Origin of the sequence: Providencia sp. (assembly GCF_003533305.1) — a bacterium.
GTDB lineage: Bacteria > Pseudomonadota > Gammaproteobacteria > Enterobacterales > Enterobacteriaceae > Providencia.
Window position 1 is genome coordinate 51,558 of the sequence record NZ_DOEH01000021.1, and the last position, 19,423, is coordinate 70,980.

Here is a 19,423-nt window from a genome sequence, read left to right on the forward strand (position 1 = left end):
TAACTAGGCGAATATCTTCTGCATTTCTACACAAGTTACTACTTGATGGCCTAATTATTTCTTCTTAGGTGCTAGTACCATGATCATTTGACGCCCTTCAATTCTTGAAGGAAATGATTCAACGACTACTAACTCTTCCAGATCAGCTTTGATGCGATTAAGCATTTCCATACCGATCTGTTGGTGAGCCATTTCACGACCACGAAAACGCAGTGTTACTTTAGCTTTATCACCATCTTCTATGAAGCGTATCAGGTTGCGTAGTTTGACCTGATAATCACCTTCATCTGTACCAGGGCGGAATTTAATTTCCTTCACCTGAACAACTTTTTGTTTCTTTTTCTGTTCTTTCTGAGACTTGCTCTTCTCATAAAGGAATTTGCCGTAATCCATAATACGACAAACTGGCGGTTCGGCATTAGGACTGATTTCTACAAGGTCTACACCTGATTCTTCAGCTTTTTCAATCGCTTCGCGAATGCTCATAATGCCTAGCTGTTCGCCGTCTAAACCGGTTAAACGGACTTCAGTAACACGAATTTCATCGTTAATACGATTCGGTCGTATTGTTGGGATTCTTTTTCCGCCTTTAATACTTTATTCCTCCAACTGGATAAAGAGATTTGCTACATTCTCTAAAAACAACGAACTGATAGTGACACAAATTACAACAGTAAAACGGCTACTAATCAAAACGCAATATTCATTTTGCTTTATCAGTTTTTTTGTTTCCAAACTTAATAAAGGGATTCGACCGCGGATTTTAATGCTTCTTAACGGATTACTCAAGCAGATATTGAAATTATTCGCAGCCAATCACTTGAAATCATAGTAAGTCGACTAACGATCGCCATTAAAGACAAACATTTCTAAGTTCACATTTACTGATTCACGTATAAGTTTTTACAGGCCATCGGGCAAATCATTCTTACTATTCGTTTCCGTATTATTTTTTAATACTATATTTTTTGTAATTTCAAAATAGAAAAGTAGCGCTCATTTTATTGAACGCTACTTACTGTCTATATATCTACTAACTAATTGTTTTTATATTTTTTTCTTTGGTGACAATACCATAACCATCTGGCGACCTTCAATTCTTGAAGGATATGACTCAACAACTGCCAGTTCTTCCAAATCAACTTTAATGCGATTAAGCACTTCTAAGCCAATCTGCTGGTGTGCCATTTCACGACCACGAAAACGTAGTGTAACTTTAGCTTTGTCACCCTCTTCCAAAAAGCGGATCAGGCTACGTAATTTAACTTGGTAGTCGCCTTCATCTGTTCCCGGTCGGAATTTAATTTCCTTCACTTGAACAACTTTTTGTTTCTTTTTTTGTTCTTTTTGAGACTTGCTCTTCTCATAAAGAAATTTACCGTAATCCATGATACGACAAACTGGTGGCTCAGCATTTGGACTTATCTCAACTAAGTCGACACCAGCTTCTTCTGCTTTAGTCAGGCCTTCACGCACACTCATAATTCCGAGTGGTTCACCCTCTAAACCAGTCACACGAATTTCAGTAGCACGAATCTCATCGTTAATACGATTTGGACGTGCCGTTGGGAGTTTTTTTCCGCCTTTAATAACCTTATTCCTCCATCTGATTGAGTTGACGACTGCGAATTTCTTCCAACAGTTTAGTTGTGAATTCGTTAACATCAAGGCTGCCTACATCTACACCACGACGGGTACGGACGGAGACTTTTCCTGATTCAACTTCTTTATCACCACAAACCAACATGTAAGGAACACGACGCAGAGTGTGTTCACGGATTTTGAAACCAATTTTTTCGTTTCGTAAATCTGCTTTCGCACGAATGCCAACACTTTGTAACTTACTGACTAATTCTTGAACATAATCAGCTTGATTATCCGTTATATTCATCACAACAACTTGCTGTGGTGCTAACCACGTTGGGAAGAATCCTGCATATTCCTCAGTTAAGATACCGATAAAGCGCTCAAGTGAACCGAGCACTGCACGGTGGATCATGACTGGCGTAATACGCTCGTTATTTTCACCAACATATGAAGCAGTTAAGCGACCTGGCAAGAAGAAATCTAACTGTACAGTACCGCATTGCCATGCACGGTCAAGGCAGTCATACAGTGTAAATTCAATTTTTGGACCATAAAAAGCACCTTCTCCAGGTTGGTATTCAAACTCAATACCTTTACTTTTCAATGCATTTGCTAAGTCCGCTTCAGCTCTATCCCACATATCATCAGTACCGATACGTTTTTCAGGACGAGTTGACAGTTTAACAACTATTTTTTCAAAGCCAAAAGTTGCATAAACATCATAAATCATTTGGATACAGCTGTTTACTTCACTCAAAATTTGCTCTTCTGTACAGAAGATATGCGCATCATCTTGAGTAAAGCCACGTACTCGCATCAAACCATGCAATGCACCTGATGGCTCGTTACGGTGGCAACTACCAAACTCAGCCATACGTAAAGGTAAATCACGATATGATTTTAAACCTTGGTTGAAAATCTGTACATGGCCAGGGCAGTTCATTGGTTTTACACAATATTCGCGATTTTCAGATGAAGTAGTGAACATCGCATCTTTATAGTTTTCCCAATGGCCTGTTTTTTCCCACAGAACACGATCCATCATAAATGGACCTTTAACTTCCTGATAATGATACTCTTTTAATTTAGTGCGTACAAAAGTTTCAAGTTCACGGAAGATTGTCCAGCCATCATTATGCCAGAATGCCATACCTGGCGCTTCTTCTTGCATATGATATAAATCTAATTGCTTACCAATTTTACGGTGGTCACGTTTAGCCGCTTCTTCAAGACGTAACAGATAAGCAGCTAACTGCTTTTTATCTGCCCATGCAGTACCGTAAACACGTTGTAGCATTTTGTTGTCGCTGTTACCACGCCAATATGCACCCGCCAATTTTTGTAATTTAAAATGGTGGCAAAAACGCATATTAGGCACGTGCGGACCACGACACATATCTACATATTCTTCGTGATGATATAAACCTGGGCGGTCGTCTTGGCTTATATTTTGATCCAAGATTTCAACTTTATAGTCTTCACCACGCGCCACAAATGTTTCACGAGCCTCGCTCCATGAAACACGTTTTTTAATCACGTCATAATCCGTTTTGGCAAGCTCAAGCATGCGCTTTTCAAGCTTCTCCAAATCTTCCTGGGTCAACGTATAATCAAGGTCAATATCATAATAAAAACCATTATCGATAGTTGGACCAATTGCCATTTTAGTGTTTGGCCACAATTGTTTAATTGCATGACCTAACAAGTGAGCGCAAGAGTGACGAATAATTTCAAGTCCATCGTCATCTTTACTCGTTATAATGGACAAATTCGCATCATGTTCAATAATTTCGCAAGCATCAACTAGCTCACCATTAACACGACCAGCAATACACGCTTTCGCCAAACCTGCACCGATATCGCGAGCGACATCCATGACTGATACAGCATGGTCAAATTGACGTTGACTTCCATCAGGAAGAGTAATAACAGGCATTAAAAAATCCTTATCCGCAGTGGTGACCCGCACGTAAGATCACTTGCTTGATTATTCCAAAGTTTGTATATCAATACGTTACATTCGATTTCTCACTTCACTATGCGAGATATGTACATACATCATAAAACGATTACGCACATCAAAAGTAACTCCACAGCAATAATAACACAGACTCATTTATTCGCGATAGAAAGAAGGTGATTATCTCCCCCACCTAAATTTAGCTTTTAAAACAATCTACTCTAAAAACCATCTATTCTTAAAATAATTTGCTTTTAAATAATTCACTAAACATAGATGTGATCTACTTATCGTATTCTTTTCATTAAATCGATTCGTTTTTAGTTATTAAAAATTCAGGTAAATACCTCATATGCACTGACATTATTGAGTTTAGTACTGGTTCAACTACTTAGAATAGTAAATAACTTATTTTTTACCAAAAAACCAAATTAGTGCCCCACACAGCGCAATAAGTGAGCTACCAATAATATAGTTTTGCCTGTCAAATGCTAAACCCGCATCTATAATTTTTTCACCATACGACACGACAATACTCGCATCCATGCTGAAAGATGCAATAGCAGCGACAATACCAAGAAGAAAAAGAACGACGCCAAATGTTTTCATTCGTCACCACCTTAAGTTAATTTCACTGTTATATATTATATACCACTTTGATTTGTAAAAGATTGCGACCTACGACACAATCAAGAGAATCTTGACATCTATAACCAACGACGAGTGTGTTGGCTATACTGTTGCCATTCATCTTTAAACAATTCAGATAAATATTTTTCTTCTTGAGGGATGGTATAAAGATCTGTAATTAGCCAAAACACGAGACCTGATACTAAAAAATAAGGGGAGTGCGTAAAAAACGAAAATGCTAAACTCATAGAGGTAAATGCTAGGTATAATGGGTTTCGAGATAAACGAAATGGCCCCCGAGTAATTAAATAGGCGGCTTTAGTGGCTGGATTTGGCGAGGTTTTATAACGCATAAAATAATACAGACTGGCTGATATCCATCCTAAACTTTCTAGTGCGATTAATATTCCAAGTATTCCCATCCAACCCGAGAAGCCCCAATAAAATGCATCTCGCAAAAAAAGATAATAAACAGCGAAGCCATTTAAAATTAGCCAATTTAACAATGGAAATTTGAAAATGCTCATCACATTACCCTGTAAATAAAATGACGTTATAAGCATATCATGAAAACGTAAAGATAATGGTGACCAATTATTTACAATTAAATAAGTTTAACTAAAACGTATTTTGATTTGGATGGCCTAATGTGAAAACACTTTTTAATCCTTCTAATCGTGCATATTCTTGTTGGCAAACAATATTGCGAACCTCTCCTGGCATAGTATCTACACGTGTTTGTATACGAGCTAATTGATCATCCAAACTATTCATTCCTTTTACATCAACAATATCTTGGTTCATTTTCAAATACTCTGCAAAGCTGCGCAGGTTTCCCTCTAAGCTGGAGCAAGCATTATTCTTTGTCATCATTGAAGGCACAAAATAACTAACAGATTCAGGTAATATCTGAGAAATATTCGGGTATATATTTTGTTTCCACTGTTGAGGAAAGAGAATAAGCAACATAGCGATAGCTAAAATAATCAACATAAATGTACCCGCTAGTGTCGCTACTATATTTTTCATTGGCCATCCTATAATTCGTTTACTATTCGACTTCAATTAAAATTGAAACTAAAAATAGGATATACCGCATTGCGTAAAGTGATTTTTAAAATCAAAAAATCTATGTAAAGAAAACTCTAGCTTTATACGGCTATCTATAGAATTGACGGCAAACAAATAGAAACCAATCAAAAAATGACCTAATAATTAGTTACTTATTCAATCTGATCACAAAGTAACTTATAAAATATCGTCGTGCTTTCAAATTCATTCTTTTCATTTGTCACAAATTTAGGGATTTTACCAACCTCAATATACCCTTGTTGGCAATATAAATATGAAGCTACATCGTTAGTTCGTGTATCTAATACTAACAATGACCGATGGTTCTCTAAAGCAAACTTTTCTGCAAACTCCAGTAATTGCCTACCAATACCTTGCTGACGAAAATCAGAATGAACCATTAATTTTTCAACATCAGCTCTATGTAATCCATTCGCTTTTTGGCAAAATGATAGTTGTAATGCCCCTGCAATTTGTTTTTCTACATAAAATACCAATAACTTCCTGCTTCCAGCCAGTAAATCTGTTTCCACCTGTTGCCAATATTGCTTTGCGTCATATTGCTGTAATGGCGCAATAAAACCAACCGATGCACCACTTTTAACACAATCTATTAATAACGATTCAAGTGGCTCTTCTTCATGTTGTATGGTTGAAAGTAATTTAATTGGCATATATGCACCTTTACGTTTAGCTACACCCTATTTCTTTTAACGAATTTACATAAAATATCAGTAAACGACATTACAGTCAGTATAATGAGTCCATATCGACATTATAGACACCCTGCTAATAGATGCCTTTGACCTTTTTATGACCCCCATAAAAAGGTTTTTTTTTGCCTTTCATTTTGGACACTTTTAACCCATACCCTCACTGCCTTGTTATATAAGATAATATTCAGGTTATTCACAACTGAACCCGACGGTTATCCACAGTTAATGTGAACAACTTTATTCATCAGTTGAATGATTTTTCTCCACGTAAATACTTAATCCCTAACTTGTTCCAACAACCTTAATCTGTAACCACCATCTGCTAATCTACAGATTCATAACAATTTTTGTTATAGTCCCATACATATAGTTTTTACATCGCACTTATTGATATCTGGAATTATTTATATGACAAATTTCCTAGAGCTTTTTCAAGCTGTTGGTATAGGGCTCGTTTTACTGCTACCACTCGCTAACCCTCTGACAGCCATTGCCGTTATGCTCAGTTTGTCAGCGAATATGACAAAAGAACAACGAAATCATCAAGCATTTCTCGCATCGATTTTCGTCTTTATTATCATGACTGTTGCTTTTTATGCAGGCCAACTGGTTATGAATACTTTTGGTATATCAATACCAGGTTTGAGAATTGCCGGAGGACTTATTGTTGCATTCATTGGTTTTGGCATGCTGTTTCCAAGTAATGATAATTCTGATGAAAATAACTCCCCTTCTTTAGATGATCCTAATGTCTCGAAAAAACGTCAAGAATCACCCAGCATTGCATTTGTTCCTCTGGCGATGCCAAGCACTGCCGGTCCCGGAACGATTGCAATGATTATAAGCTCCACGGCATCCTTACAAGGCGATGTTGGCTTTGCACCTTGGATACTCAAGGTAGCACCTGTTATTACTTTCGTGATTACTAGCTTAATTGTTTGGATAGGTTTAAGAGGAGCAACTTCAATTATGCGTTGGCTTGGAAACAGTGGAATTGATGCAATTGGCCGGGTGATGGGTTTCTTGTTGATTTGTATGGGAGTGCAATTTGTTATCAACGGTATCGTTGAAATTGTCGCGCAGCTCCCACACCTAATAACTGAATATCAATAGCTTACGGCTAATGCATTATAGGCATTTTTAACTTTCCATAAATAACGTGGAGCCTGTGATGCAGGGTGTTTAGCCTGTACGTGCTGATAAAACTCTTCAGGAGATAAATTATTAATCATAGCAATAGCTCTGCCTTTATCATTATCAAAAGTTCTTAATAACGCTCCAGCGCCATTTACGTATGCGACAACCGTTGCATAGTACATTGTTTGCGGATGATTAATGCCTGCTAAATGTTGCTCTTTTAAAATACGAATATAAGTAGTGCCAATATCAATATTCTTTCGTGGATCTTTTAAATCCCCAGAGGTAGGTTCGCCAGATTTACCATGATAGCGATATGCATCACGCCCTGCCGTAGAAGCTTTTATTTGCATTAGTCCTATCGCGTTAGATTTACTCACAACTTCTGGCCTAAAATTAGATTCGACTTCAATAATGGCTCTGATTAAAGTCTCATCAACGCTATAGCGGGAAGCTGATTCTCGAATGAATTCATCGAATGGAGTACGAGGAAATGCCGTATTTTGTGTTGTGATTGGTTGTTGATTAGTGTTGTCCAACATACGCTGTTTTTTCACGGGGCGCTCGGAGGTACTTGAGCAACCAGCAAGTAGCAGAAGCACAAAGGCACTGCTTATCATTTTTTTCACTGTAGTAACCTCTGCGAATCAAGAAGATGAAAGAATAACTAATCACAAGAAAAATAAAATAATTTTTACTTAACTTTTACTAAAGGACGTGTTTTAGTCATAGATAATAGTAATCATAACCATAGATGAAATAACAAATTTAAATAGATAAAATGCTCTTTTCCATTATTTATACTCATTTTTCACAAATGATATTGATAATCATTATCAGTTGAGTTATAAAATATATTGGTTACATAACCACAGTAACAATACAGTTAAAATAATACTAAGCCAATAATATCAGGGTCAATTTTTATGAAGAACAAATTATCGCGATTATCTGCACCTCTACGAGCCATCCTATTTGCTTTAACTGCCATTTTATTTGTCAGCCAACCTGCTTTTGCTAAAAAATTCAAAGTAGTCACTACCTTTACGATCCTACAAGATATGGCTCAAAATGTAGCTGGTGACGCTGCCATTGTTGAATCAATTACTAAACCTGGTGCTGAGATTCACGGATATCAGCCTACTCCTAAAGACATTATGAAAGCTTATGACGCTGATCTTATTTTATGGAATGGCATGAATTTAGAAGTGTGGTTCCAGCGTTTCTTTGAAAATTTTCAAAATGTGCCAGCCGTTGTGCTAACTGAAGGTATTGAACCAATGCCTATCCGCGAAGGTGAATATAAAGATAATCCAAATCCACATGCGTGGATGTCACCTGCAAATGCAAAAATTTATATCGAAAACATTCGCCAAGCATTCGTTAAATATGACCCAGAAAATGCTGAGATTTATAATGCAAACGCCAAAAAATACGCACAGCAAATCGCAGAACTTGATGCGCCATTGCGTGAACGTCTAAATCGTATACCAGAAGATGAACGTTGGCTAGTTTCAAGCGAAGGTGCCTTTAGCTATTTAACTAAGGATTACGGATTTAAAGAAGTCTATCTATGGCCAATAAATGCAGAAGAACAAGGTTCTCCTCTACAAGTAAAAAAAGTCATAGATACCGTACGCAAGCATAAAATTCCAGTTGTTTTTAGTGAAAGTACAATTTCGGATAAACCCGCACGTCAAGTCAGTAAAGAAACGGGCGCGAAATATGGCGGCGTCCTTTATGTAGATTCCCTTTCTACCGAAAATGGCCCTGTACCCACTTATATCGACCTATTAACGACCACTGTAGACACGATTGCTAAAGGATTTTCACAGTAATATGAGTAACTCAAATCAATACCAAAATCCAAATCTAGTCGTTGATAATGCGACGGTGACTTATAACAATGGTCACACCGCCATTTATGATGCAAGTTTTAATATCTCTGGTGGATCAATTTGCGCACTTGTTGGCGTAAATGGTAGTGGTAAATCAACACTATTTAAAACGGTGATGGGTTTAGTGACCCCATCATCCGGTAGTGTCACCCTAAACGATCAACCAATAAAAGCCGCTTTGAAAGAAAACATAATTGCCTATGTTCCGCAAACAGAAGAAGTTGATTGGAACTTCCCAGTATTGGTTTCTGATGTGGTGATGATGGGACGCTATGGAAAAATGGGTTTTTTCCGTATCCCTAAAAAAGAAGATAAAGAAGCCGTCAAGGTAGCATTAGAGCGAGTTGACCTTTCTGGGCTTGAAGACAGACAAATTGGTGAGCTTTCCGGTGGCCAAAAAAAACGAGTATTTTTAGCTCGAGCCCTTGCTCAGCAAGGTAAAGTTTTGCTACTAGATGAGCCTTTTACTGGTGTTGATGTCAAAACGGAAAATGCAATCATTGACTTACTGCGTAGTTTGCGTGATGAAGGGCATTTAATCTTAGTCTCTACTCACAATTTAGGTAGTGTGCCAGAATTTTGTGACCAAGTTATTTTGATTAATCGTACCGTATTGGCAAGCGGTCCAACAGAGACCACATTTACACAAAGAAATTTACAACAAGCCTTTGGTGGTGTTCTGAGACACATTAACCTGTCAGGTCAAGAACTACATGACGATGATGATCCACGCTCAATTACCGTTATTACCGATGATGAACGAGCAGCTGTTTTCTATGGTCACGACCATGATGCACCGGTTAGGAAAAACCAGCCTAAGGAATCAGAATGATTGAGTTGTTACTACAGCCTTTTGAGTACAACTTTATGGCGAAAGCTATCTGGGTCAGTGCCATTGTTGGCGCAGTGTGTGCTTTCCTTTCGGCTTATCTGATGCTCAAAGGCTGGTCATTAATGGGAGATGCACTCTCCCACTCGGTTGTTCCGGGTGTTGCAGGTGCATATGCATTGGGCTTACCTTATGCCGCAGGGGCATTTTTTACCGGTATTCTGGCTGCACTTGCTATGACATTAGTTAAACATTTAACTCGTTTACGTGAAGATGCGGTCATTGGTTTTATTTTTTCGACTTTCTTTGCCGCCGGACTGTTAATTGTTTCGCTAAACCCAACTTCAGTAAATGTACAAAGTATTATTTTTGGTAATATTCTCGGTATTGCAGACGCCGACGTTCTACAAGTCGAGATCATTATCGCTGTGTCGTTCGTGGTATTAATGTGCTTATGGAAAGATTTATTAGCTGTCTTTTTCGATGAAAGCCATGCCCGCTCGATTGGATTAAATCCGTTACGCTTAAAAATAATTTTCTTTACCTTATTAAGTGCCTGTACCGTTGCTGCATTACAAACTGTCGGAGCAATATTAGTCATTGCGATGGTAGTAACCCCGGGTGCAACCGCTTATTTGCTAACTGATCAGTTTAAACGTTTACTGATTATTTCAGTCACTATCGGTACAGTAACCAGTGCTGTTGGTGCTTATGCAAGTTACTTCTTAAATGGCGCGACGGGTGGCTTAATTGTCACATTGCAAACTGTTATTTTCTTACTTGCGTTCTTCTTCGCCCCTAAACATGGTTTATTTGCTTCTCGCCGTAAGGCACGAAAAGAAGTCGCAATCTTGCACCAAGAAAAACAACAAGGAGCCTCAAATGAGTGATTTTATTGACTTGTTGATGGCACCATTTGCATTTCCATTTATGCAAAAAGCCTTGATTACCGCCATTGTGACAGGTACTGTCTGCGCCATATTGTCTTGTTTTTTAGTTTTAAAAGGTTGGTCTCTAATGGGAGATGCGATTTCTCATGCAGTGCTTCCCGGAATTATTCTTGCCTCTTTAATTGGGATACCTCTCGCCATTGGTGCATTTGCGTCAGGACTTTTTTGCGCAGTCGCAACCGGATACCTAAAAGAAAATAGCCGAATAAAAGAAGATACCGTGATGGGTATTGTCTTTTCGGGTATGTTTGCTATTGGTCTGGTTATGTTCGCAAAAATCGATACCGCACAGCATCTTACTCATATTTTGTTTGGTGATATTTTAGGTATTACCGATGATGAATTTAAGCAAATTTTATTATTTGCTGGCATCACAGTAGCTATCATTTTATTAAAACGAAAAGATTTCATGCTGTACTGTTTTGACCCTAATCAGGCTCGTGTCATCGGCCTTCCTGTCAAATTAATTCATTATGGATTACTTTCACTACTAGCCTTAACCATTGTGGCTTCGTTGCAAGCAGTTGGGATCATATTAGTCATTGCAATGCTAATATCCCCCGGCATCATTGCTTTCGTTCTATGTCGTAGCTTTGGCTGGATGCTGATTATTGCGGTAATTGCCTCTGTCACATCGAGTGTAATTGGGACTATTTTAAGTTTCCATATTAATGCAACCACAGGGCCGACTATCGTCGTGACTCAAGCGGTCTACTTTATTGTTGCATTAATATATAGCAAGTTAGTTTTAGCCCGGAAAAAATCAAAAATTTCGACTAATAATAAATTGCACGCTGCTTAAGATGTTATAAAAAATAGAACTAAATAAAAAAGGCCGAGTCAGGATATTTACCCTATTCGGCCTTTCTATTTGTCATTATCGTACTAGTAGTGAATTTATTTACTCATCGTACGAGGGCGGTTATATAGCACCTTATTGTGACTTTGATTTTGTTCATTCTGATTTTCATACACTTTCATTTCGCCACTGCCGGCAGCTAGCGCACGTTCAACAACTAATTCCCCGTCTGATGTACTAATAATTTCTTGCAACTGTTGATGTTGGCTACACCATATTGCATCTACATCTTTGTCTCGGTTAATATCTCTATCAGCTGAAAAAGCCACTGTACGTGTTTGAAAACGCGTTTGAGTTCCCCCTAATTCCAATCCATAACCTGGAGTTGAAGGATGTGTCACAACCACTTTTCCATCATCTAGCCATGACTTAACTGCATTATCGTTAACTTGATAACCTAATTGACTCAGACCATCTAATACCGTTTTTCTCTGCGCTTGAGCGATGATTTTCTGTTCCGCTTGCTCAATAATTACCTCAAGTTTTTCAATCATTTGTGTATATTGAATCAAGGTACCACTATTCATCAGTTTTAATGCATCCTCAATCACGGTACGGTCTGCATTTTCAAAAATAGCTAATTCATCAATTAATTGTTCAATTCTATCAACTAATTCTATTTTTTGCTGACTCTCTCTCAGCTGAGAAGCCATTGTTAATAGGAGTGAATCTGCACGCAAATGACGTTTTGAGCTTTGTTCCATTGCCTGAATCAAATTAAGCTGTTGCTCACTACTTTGAACTTCCTGAGTCGTACCGATTTGTTTTAGTTTTTCAATCATCAGTGCAATTTGTTCGCACTGTAAAGAAAATGGACTTTGGGGTGCACCACTATGCCAGAATTGCTTAACCTCTTCCGATTGCGCTTTTAATTCGCTCAATAACTGCTTTTCAACATCAGTTGGTTGTGTCGAATTAATTTCTAATACAGAAAGTGCGCGGAAAACTAACAGATTCATCTGCTCGACACTTAAACTACTCGCTTGTTCTAGCGCTGAAATCAAATCCGTTTCTGTTGGTAACTGCTGGCGAAGAAGTGCAATGAGCTCAATATAATTACGTTGTCGATATATCTCAGTCCTTGCGTTTAACGCTTGTTGATCAAGCCTTTTTTCCCTGACATCACGCATTTCCTCCATCAAGACCACAGTAAATTCTTTTACATCTTTATTGAGCTGTACTAAATGACGAGACGTCTGTTTTGCAATTTCTAGGGCATCCCTCTCAATTTTTGTATATATCGTATTCAGTTGTGAAATTCGCTTTTCGTTATAGTTTCCCTGTTGACTCAATTTTTGCCATTGTTTGAACAAACGATTCATCACCGCAAGCTGGCGACGACATTTGATTTCATTCATTTCTCTAACGGTAATGCGGTGAACGGATGAACTCATCTCTAAGCTACCTAACTGTTTTGGTTACAAATGCTCGTCATTGACGTCTTTGTGGTGGATGAAAGTAATAAAGCTTGATTCACAGCCTCAAATAAATGTTGTTGTGCCATAGTGCGGTCATAATACCATTCCTTGATGGAGACACGATGAAACACTGGAACCACTTGTTTTAGCACCATTTTACGCCATAATTCTCTTGCTCGCGCATTTTTCAATAAAGGATGAAAGGGCATATCGCACTCAATACCAATTAGAAAATTGCCGCTATTTTCATCCTCAATTAGGCAATCAAAATAAAATAAATCTGTCTGTTTTGATTGAGCAATTTTCCAGCCATTTAACTGAATAAATGCTTTAACAGATTCAATAAATGCATCTTGCTGATGATAACTAGATTCAATCGCAGTCTGAGTATGGCACATACGATTAAGCAAACGTTCATTCTCTTTTTGCATTAATGGGTTACATGCATTTGTCGCATAGGCTAAATAGCCTTGAAGATAATCGCGAGGGATATCAGGCTTTCTAAAGGTATTCAATAAGTCAGAAATTTCATCAATTGGCATTGATGACATAATAATGACTTGTTGACGGGCTCGCGTAATCGCAACATTTAAACGACGTTCCCCTCCTGTTTGCCCTAATACACCGAAATTTCGTCTAAATGTCCCTTGGGCATTTCGTCCAAAAGTGGTCGAGAATAAAATAACGTCCCGTTCATCACCTTGTACATTCTCTACATTTTTCACAAAAAATGACATGTCCTCATCATTTTTCTGCCGCTGGTTTTCTTGCGTATAAGCTTGTAAGAAATACTCATCTTGTTGCGCTTTAGCTCGAATATGTTGATTAATTAATAGTGCTTGCTTTTGATTAAACGTTACCACACCAATTGAAGGACGTTTTTCGAACGGCATTTGCCAAATTTTTTCTAGATGCTCAACAACTGCAATAGCTTCCGCTTCATTACTTTGATTGATATAAGTACCACCCACGGAGATTAAATGTAGTGGTTTTATTTTATTAACGGCGGTTGTTGAAAGCTGCGCTGGAATATTGAGACGATTTTCATAGAAAGCAAAATTTGAAAAATTAATTAGCTCTCGATAAGCAGAACGATAATGAATATCCAAAGTATGTACTGGCAATACAGTTCGGGCTAAATGCAATAAGTCTGGGCAATCAGTGATTTGACGATAGTCCCATTGAGCATCAGCTTGATCTTGCTGCTCATCAAATTCTTCATCATTGTCCTCTTCTTCTATCTGTTTACCCGTAAAAAACTTAGAAGGTGGCATCTGTTTTTCATCGCCACTTACAATAGCTTTTTTTCCTCTAAACAGAGTCGAAAGTGCAAACTCAATTGGCATTTGTGAGGCTTCATCATAAATTACGCTATCAAACATTGCCGCTTTAAGCGGTAAGACTTGGCTTGCAACATCAGGTGTCATCAACCAAATTGGGCGTAATTGCATTAATCCCATTTGGCTCCCTTCGCTAATAAATTCACGTAAACGCCTAGCACGAGGTCCGGCCAAACGCGTAATCTCTTCCCAATCCCGTCTCGACGCTAATTTCTCAATTTCAATATTTAGGGGAAGCGCTTGTTTATTAAAATCATGTAATTGCTTTTGAGCGTCTGTTAGTTGAGCCACATCTGACATAAACTGTAAATTATCCATTGCTAAAGCCGGTCTTTGCACTTCAAATTGTCTTTTTACGTAGATAAAAAATTCATATTTAATGGATTGAATTAATTCGTCAACCCAATCGCTTTCAACATAAGATGCCGTATCACCAAGCTTAGAATGCATTAAAGACAAGAAATACCAATGGCTATCAGTAAAATGCGCAGTTTGTTCTCTAAACAATTGAAATTTAGCTAGTTTAGGTAGCTCATTATTTAATTTCTCAAGCTCATTTGCCAGCGACTGTCCTAAATCGATCGCTTGACTAAATTGTTCAAAGCTCTCTTCTGTGAATGCATTTTGTAATACATGTAATAACCGTAAACTTTTTGCCTGCATTGTCGCTTTTAAAATAGCAGATTTAATTTCTAAGCATTGCTGAGTAAATATAAGCTGAGTAAATTCAGCCTGTGGCTGATTGGTTATCCCATTAATAATATGCTCCTGCTCGGGATATTGAGCTAATATCACCGCTGAGGATTCAACCTGTTTTAATTGTCCAATCAAAACATGCAATGCTTGCCGCCATTCACCATTTTGGGTATTAGTTTCAATGGACAATTGTTGATAAAAAGGTAAAAGCTCTTGATATAATAAGCGCCACTGTTGTTCAACTTTGATATTTTTAAGTAAAACAATGAGTTTTTCTTTATCACCAAACATTCCACTGGAGGCGATAAAGTTATTTAATCGACCTTGACGCTGATAATAAAATGGATTGATGAAACGGAAGAATGAACCTTCGAGTTTATCGGTAATAGCCCATGATAATTGTGCTAAAACTTGATTATTTATTGGTGCCAATAATTGAAATAATAAAGGATCGCAACCTAAGTCATCAATGGCTAATAATCGTTGATTTAATTGTTCGAGTTGAGCAATTAGACTATTTTCCACCCGCTCATCATCTCGCCGATTTAGAAACAGTACTAACCATTTCGATAAACATTGCCACTGTTCCACTGATTGTGATAACAAATGTTCTTCACATTGCTTAATCGCTTGCTCATGATTAGTTAACTGTGTAATCGTTATTTTGTTATAAGCAGAAGCATAAGCCTGTTCACGTTCCTTTTCTGTTTGGATAAACGGCACAATATATTGATTAACTAATTCATATTGCAGATCATTGACTGAAAATTGTGCTAACTTTCTTAACGCACTATTTTCATAGTCAAGTTGCCACCATTGTAGGCCATGTTGTCTTAAATCTTCGGTTAATACCTCAAAACTGTGTTTATTTAATAAACATAAATGTTCGGTAATTTTTTCGTTATCAAAATAATAATGTGATTTTTGCTCTAATTGAATTAGCCCTGTGAGCGCCTCTTTATATGACAACTTATATGTATTATCGACCTGATACATTGATTGATAATAATGGTCTAGTTTTTCTTCAAAACGTTGAACACGAGAAACAAGGTACAAACGCTGTTCTAGCCAATTTTTTTCATTATTTTCCTTGGCCCATAGCTGCTCAATTTGTTCTCTAACCGCTAAAATAATCTCTCTGCTTTTTTGGTTCTGATTAACCATCAGCACTCTGTCTGATAAACCACTCGCAACCAACCGCTTATAAACTACCTCTAATGCAGCAGGTTTTTGGCAAATCACTAATGCTGTTTTTTGTAAACCAATTGCATCTGCAATTAAACTCACAATAGTTTGGCTCTTTCCTGTTCCTGGCGGCCCTTCAATCAATAGCCCAGTATTGGTACGAGCGGTATTTACAATTTGTTCCTGTGAAGGATCGAGTAATGAAAGTGTGAATTGATTGATTGTAGATGCGTCAAAATGGACATCAGTCGAGCTGGATTTTTCGTTATCGCTAGAATGTAAAGGCAAGTTCAACATCGTGGCTAGAGCGGTTTGGTTAATCGGCAATGAGGCGATTTGCTGTAAGTCACTGCTCATTGCTTGACCAATAAATGAAGTATGGAACAACACCGCCGAACACACAATTTCAGCACTATTATCGGCGATTGCGTCGTCAATTATCGGTAACGGGGTCAAAATTGATTGTTTTACAGGCAATAAAGATGACAACGTATCCATAATATCTTCAATACTTAACCCTGATTTCGATAGTAATTTATCTAATACTTTTTGCCATTCATTGACAGCAGGGATCCCTACAAAATTAGCTAACGCCGGATTTAAACGAATTGCTGCTCTTTCATTATCGAAACTTAATTGAATTGGACGATTTTGAGCAATTGATGACAACAATGATACTGGCCACAAAAATAACGGGGCAATACGTGGTTTCACAAGATTCGGCTGAGTGTTAATCAATAAGAATGGAAAGCCAAGATACATGCCATTAATACCAGTATCTCTTTGATATAACTGCGTATTAGACTGTAGAATACGTAAGCGATTATTGACACCACTGCGTTGTAATAATAAGTCACTATCAATAGATACGCCGCTTTTTTTTCGGTTAATAATATGTTCGAGTAACACACTAGCACTATGTGCTGATGAGCTATGCAAAGAATTATCACATTCGGTTAGATCAACTCTGCCTGTATTTTGCGTTAAGCGCATACGAACTAAACTACCGCGTTGGGTGACAGAAATGAGTTTTTGCGAGAAAAAATGTAATACTTCTAAGATATATTTTTGTGACTCCGGAACTTGCCATTGATTTATAGGCACAGCCAACATCACTAATATTTTATTCAATGGTAAGCGACGAGTTAATAGATATCGTTCAGACCAGCTATCTAATTCTGCAATTCCAATTCTTTTAAAATCACTCAAACATTCACTCAATAATGAATATAACTCATTGCGAGGTAATAAAAGCTGCTGTCTCGCACTATCATCATTAAAATTATCAACATCATGTTGTTTCGCTAATACTGATGCTTCATTAATGATAGTTTCGAGGGATATTAATTGACCAATATCTGCACTTAATAACAAAATATAATCGACATCTTGCTTATTTTGACGATCAAATAGCGCTTGTAAACTTTCATTATGTGAATCAGGAAATTGCTGGTGAATAATATCCCAACGGGCTGATAATTGGCTTATAGATGTAATCAGTAAATAAAGCCGTAAGCTTTGTTCACTCAATAATATATTTTGTTGTTGTGCCCGCTGACGAACTTGATTTTGGCGATAATACAGCTGAACCAACCAATGCTGAGCATCAATCGCTTGTATATATTGACTTAATGGTTCACAAATAAGTTGATAAGCTAATGAAGGATTATCAAGTAACCATGATGGTGTAATAATCTCGCCACGATAGACAAATGGCATATTAGGATTGAGTATCTTCAACGCCAAAGTAAGTCTAATACTGTCGTCCATATCTTGATGAACTTGCATATCAACCAAGTTCTGTAATTGCTTAATCACCTGATTTGCATTAGTAAATTTAGCGACCCATGAGCTAATTTCACCACGCATCAATAATTGAACAGCCTCATCCCAATGCTTTTTCTCACCCGCCACCATCGCAAATGCATCGAGTTGACTGAACTGAAAACTAGCAAATTGGATTTGATGATTTTGTGGTTGAAAATTCTCGATTGAAGATTCAGGAGCCTGGACAGGATGACCTTGCAACCAAGCAGAAACTTGTGGCCACTGCCAACGCAAAAAGCGATCGCGGCACAATAACCCACGAAGTAACAATTGTGTATTGCTATCAATATCATCAGGTAAATCAATACCATTGGTCATAACTTGAATCAAAAAGGCATTATCTTGAATATGAGCAAAGCACTCACCTTGAGTCAATTGCTCAAGTAAAATAATCCCCAAACTCCACCAGTCTGACGCTGCACTCACTCCCCCAGCCAATGTTTCAGGCGCGCTATAACGGGAAATATCTAAAGGAGATACAATATCAAGATCAAATTCAGATAAGCATGCAGAACTATATTCAATCACAACAATATCAAGAGGATCACGACTGCGGATCAATAAATTTGATGGACGCAAGTCGCGATGCCGCAATCCGTGTTCAGTAAAAACAGCAATCGCTTGGCCCATTTCTTCAATTAATTTTGGGATCTCAGTGGGCTGCCAAAAGTCACCTTGTTCGATAAATTGGCTCAATGAACCACCACTAAGGCGTTCAGTGACATGCCAAGCCCGTTGCTGCCAGCGACCAATTTGATAAAATTCAGGAACATGGTCGGTAGGAATTAATTTTAGTACTTGATAAACAGCAGGATCGGGTTCTTCACCTTTTTGATAAAGCGTGAGAATGCCACATTGCCCTGTCGTTACATGGTTAACCAGATAGCGTTCTCTTGTACTATCAATCCCATTAATACGCTGCTCTAATTGCCAATCACCAATAATTTGTTTTGGCGATTCAGGAGCAAGCGCGTCTGTGTTTTCATGTACATGAGATGGTGCAGCGTCAGCGCCACAAGTAAAGCAGATGAAATCACCGTCGTTCATAGGATGACCATTGGTACAAACAAGCGATGATAACGACGGATTATCTGTATTTATTGATTCCGTTTCAACAACTGGTATGTCAATAAGACCAACACTTTCACCCGTTAATGGTCGCCAACCGGACTCATGAATAGGCTCAAGCGTTAAATCCCAGCCACAGGTTTTACTGTTATTTTGTTCAAGATTAATCATCCCTGCGCAAAAAATTTCAGTTAAAGGGCGTTCTGTATGGCAATGGGGGCAAAAGCGTATCATGGTCATCCGTTGTTCCAA

15 protein-coding genes are annotated in these 19,423 nt (G+C 37.9%); 5 read left to right on the top strand and 10 right to left on the bottom strand.

Going from position 1 to position 19,423, the window contains the following annotated elements:
• Positions 1–54: 54 nt before the first annotated feature.
• From infC (DD649_RS12755) to DD649_RS12785, 7 genes are all read right to left on the bottom strand, one after another.
• Positions 55–594 (bottom strand): translation initiation factor IF-3, encoded by a 540-nt coding sequence (infC, locus tag DD649_RS12755; protein WP_294107862.1) that lies wholly within the window; start codon positions 592–594, stop codon positions 55–57.
• Positions 595–1,047: 453 nt separating this feature from the next.
• Entirely contained in the window at positions 1,048–1,590 is a 543-nt protein-coding gene (gene infC, locus DD649_RS12760) for a translation initiation factor IF-3 (RefSeq protein WP_294107864.1), read from the bottom strand.
• A 4-nt stretch (positions 1,591–1,594) separates the two neighbouring features.
• Positions 1,595–3,523, bottom strand: a complete 1,929-nt coding sequence (gene thrS, locus DD649_RS12765; RefSeq protein WP_294107464.1) for a threonine--tRNA ligase — start codon at positions 3,521–3,523, stop codon at positions 1,595–1,597.
• Between the two features lie 432 nt (positions 3,524–3,955).
• Positions 3,956–4,156 (bottom strand): hypothetical protein, encoded by a 201-nt coding sequence (locus DD649_RS12770; RefSeq protein ID WP_294107465.1) that lies wholly within the window; start codon positions 4,154–4,156, stop codon positions 3,956–3,958.
• Positions 4,157–4,254: 98 nt separating this feature from the next.
• Entirely contained in the window at positions 4,255–4,704 is a 450-nt protein-coding gene (locus DD649_RS12775; protein WP_294107467.1) for an isoprenylcysteine carboxylmethyltransferase family protein, read from the bottom strand.
• Between the two features lie 91 nt (positions 4,705–4,795).
• The gene (locus DD649_RS12780; protein WP_294107469.1) at positions 4,796–5,206 is read right to left on the bottom strand and encodes a hypothetical protein; all 411 of its coding nucleotides are present in this window, start codon (positions 5,204–5,206) and stop codon (positions 4,796–4,798) included.
• 194 nt (positions 5,207–5,400) lie between these two features.
• A complete protein-coding gene (locus DD649_RS12785; protein ID WP_294107470.1) occupies positions 5,401–5,922 on the bottom strand; it encodes a GNAT family N-acetyltransferase in 522 nt (173 codons plus the stop codon).
• A gap of 450 nt (positions 5,923–6,372) precedes the next feature.
• Here DD649_RS12785 and DD649_RS12790 point away from each other — a divergent pair, with 450 nt between their 5' ends.
• Complete coding sequence (locus DD649_RS12790; RefSeq protein WP_294107865.1) at positions 6,373–7,077, top strand: MarC family NAAT transporter; 705 nt, start codon at positions 6,373–6,375, stop codon at positions 7,075–7,077.
• Here DD649_RS12790 and DD649_RS12795 read toward each other — a convergent pair.
• A complete protein-coding gene (locus DD649_RS12795; protein WP_336430823.1) occupies positions 7,071–7,730 on the bottom strand; it encodes a transglycosylase SLT domain-containing protein in 660 nt (219 codons plus the stop codon). The two genes, DD649_RS12790 and DD649_RS12795, sit on opposite strands and share 7 nt — an antisense overlap.
• Before the next feature lie 297 nt (positions 7,731–8,027).
• On the opposite strand from DD649_RS12795, the gene DD649_RS12800 reads away from it, so the two are divergent.
• Genes DD649_RS12800 through DD649_RS12815 form a run of 4 tightly spaced genes read left to right on the top strand, consistent with a single transcriptional unit; the run spans position 8,028 to position 11,580 of the window.
• Positions 8,028–8,939 carry a metal ABC transporter substrate-binding protein gene (locus DD649_RS12800; RefSeq protein WP_294107472.1) on the top strand — a complete coding sequence of 304 codons (912 nt, stop codon included), beginning with the start codon at positions 8,028–8,030 and terminating at the stop codon, positions 8,937–8,939.
• A 1-nt stretch (position 8,940) separates the two neighbouring features.
• The gene (locus tag DD649_RS12805) at positions 8,941–9,831 is read left to right on the top strand and encodes a manganese/iron ABC transporter ATP-binding protein (RefSeq protein ID WP_336430824.1); all 891 of its coding nucleotides are present in this window, start codon (positions 8,941–8,943) and stop codon (positions 9,829–9,831) included.
• On the top strand, positions 9,828–10,718 hold the full coding sequence (locus tag DD649_RS12810) for a metal ABC transporter permease (protein WP_336430825.1): 891 nt from the start codon (positions 9,828–9,830) through the stop codon (positions 10,716–10,718). The genes DD649_RS12805 and DD649_RS12810 overlap by 4 nt, the downstream gene beginning before the upstream one ends.
• On the top strand, positions 10,711–11,580 hold the full coding sequence (locus DD649_RS12815) for a metal ABC transporter permease (RefSeq protein WP_294107476.1): 870 nt from the start codon (positions 10,711–10,713) through the stop codon (positions 11,578–11,580). The genes DD649_RS12810 and DD649_RS12815 overlap by 8 nt, the downstream gene beginning before the upstream one ends.
• A 95-nt stretch (positions 11,581–11,675) precedes the next feature.
• On the opposite strand, the gene DD649_RS12820 is transcribed toward DD649_RS12815, so the two are convergent.
• On the bottom strand, positions 11,676–13,031 hold the full coding sequence (locus DD649_RS12820; RefSeq protein ID WP_294107478.1) for a hypothetical protein: 1,356 nt from the start codon (positions 13,029–13,031) through the stop codon (positions 11,676–11,678).
• A gap of 11 nt (positions 13,032–13,042) precedes the next feature.
• A complete protein-coding gene (locus DD649_RS12825) occupies positions 13,043–19,411 on the bottom strand; it encodes an AAA domain-containing protein (protein WP_294107480.1) in 6,369 nt (2,122 codons plus the stop codon).
• Between the last annotated feature and the right edge of the window lie 12 nt (positions 19,412–19,423).

Bases quoted from the DNA above. Each gene is read 5' to 3' on its own strand.
- thrS (WP_294107464.1), bottom strand. From the start codon at position 3,523: ATGCCTGTTATTACTCTTCCTGATGGAAGTCAACGTCAATTTGACCAT.
- DD649_RS12770 (WP_294107465.1), bottom strand. From the start codon at position 4,156: ATGAAAACATTTGGCGTCGTTCTTTTTCTTCTTGGTATTGTCGCTGCT.
- DD649_RS12775 (WP_294107467.1), bottom strand. From the start codon at position 4,704: ATGAGCATTTTCAAATTTCCATTGTTAAATTGGCTAATTTTAAATGGC.
- DD649_RS12780 (WP_294107469.1), bottom strand. From the start codon at position 5,206: ATGAAAAATATAGTAGCGACACTAGCGGGTACATTTATGTTGATTATT.
- DD649_RS12785 (WP_294107470.1), bottom strand. From the start codon at position 5,922: ATGCCAATTAAATTACTTTCAACCATACAACATGAAGAAGAGCCACTT.
- DD649_RS12790 (WP_294107865.1), top strand. From the start codon at position 6,373: ATGACAAATTTCCTAGAGCTTTTTCAAGCTGTTGGTATAGGGCTCGTT.
- DD649_RS12800 (WP_294107472.1), top strand. From the start codon at position 8,028: ATGAAGAACAAATTATCGCGATTATCTGCACCTCTACGAGCCATCCTA.
- DD649_RS12805 (WP_336430824.1), top strand. From the start codon at position 8,941: ATGAGTAACTCAAATCAATACCAAAATCCAAATCTAGTCGTTGATAAT.
- DD649_RS12810 (WP_336430825.1), top strand. From the start codon at position 9,828: ATGATTGAGTTGTTACTACAGCCTTTTGAGTACAACTTTATGGCGAAA.
- DD649_RS12815 (WP_294107476.1), top strand. From the start codon at position 10,711: ATGAGTGATTTTATTGACTTGTTGATGGCACCATTTGCATTTCCATTT.
- DD649_RS12820 (WP_294107478.1), bottom strand. From the start codon at position 13,031: ATGAGTTCATCCGTTCACCGCATTACCGTTAGAGAAATGAATGAAATC.
- DD649_RS12825 (WP_294107480.1), bottom strand. From the start codon at position 19,411: ATGACCATGATACGCTTTTGCCCCCATTGCCATACAGAACGCCCTTTA.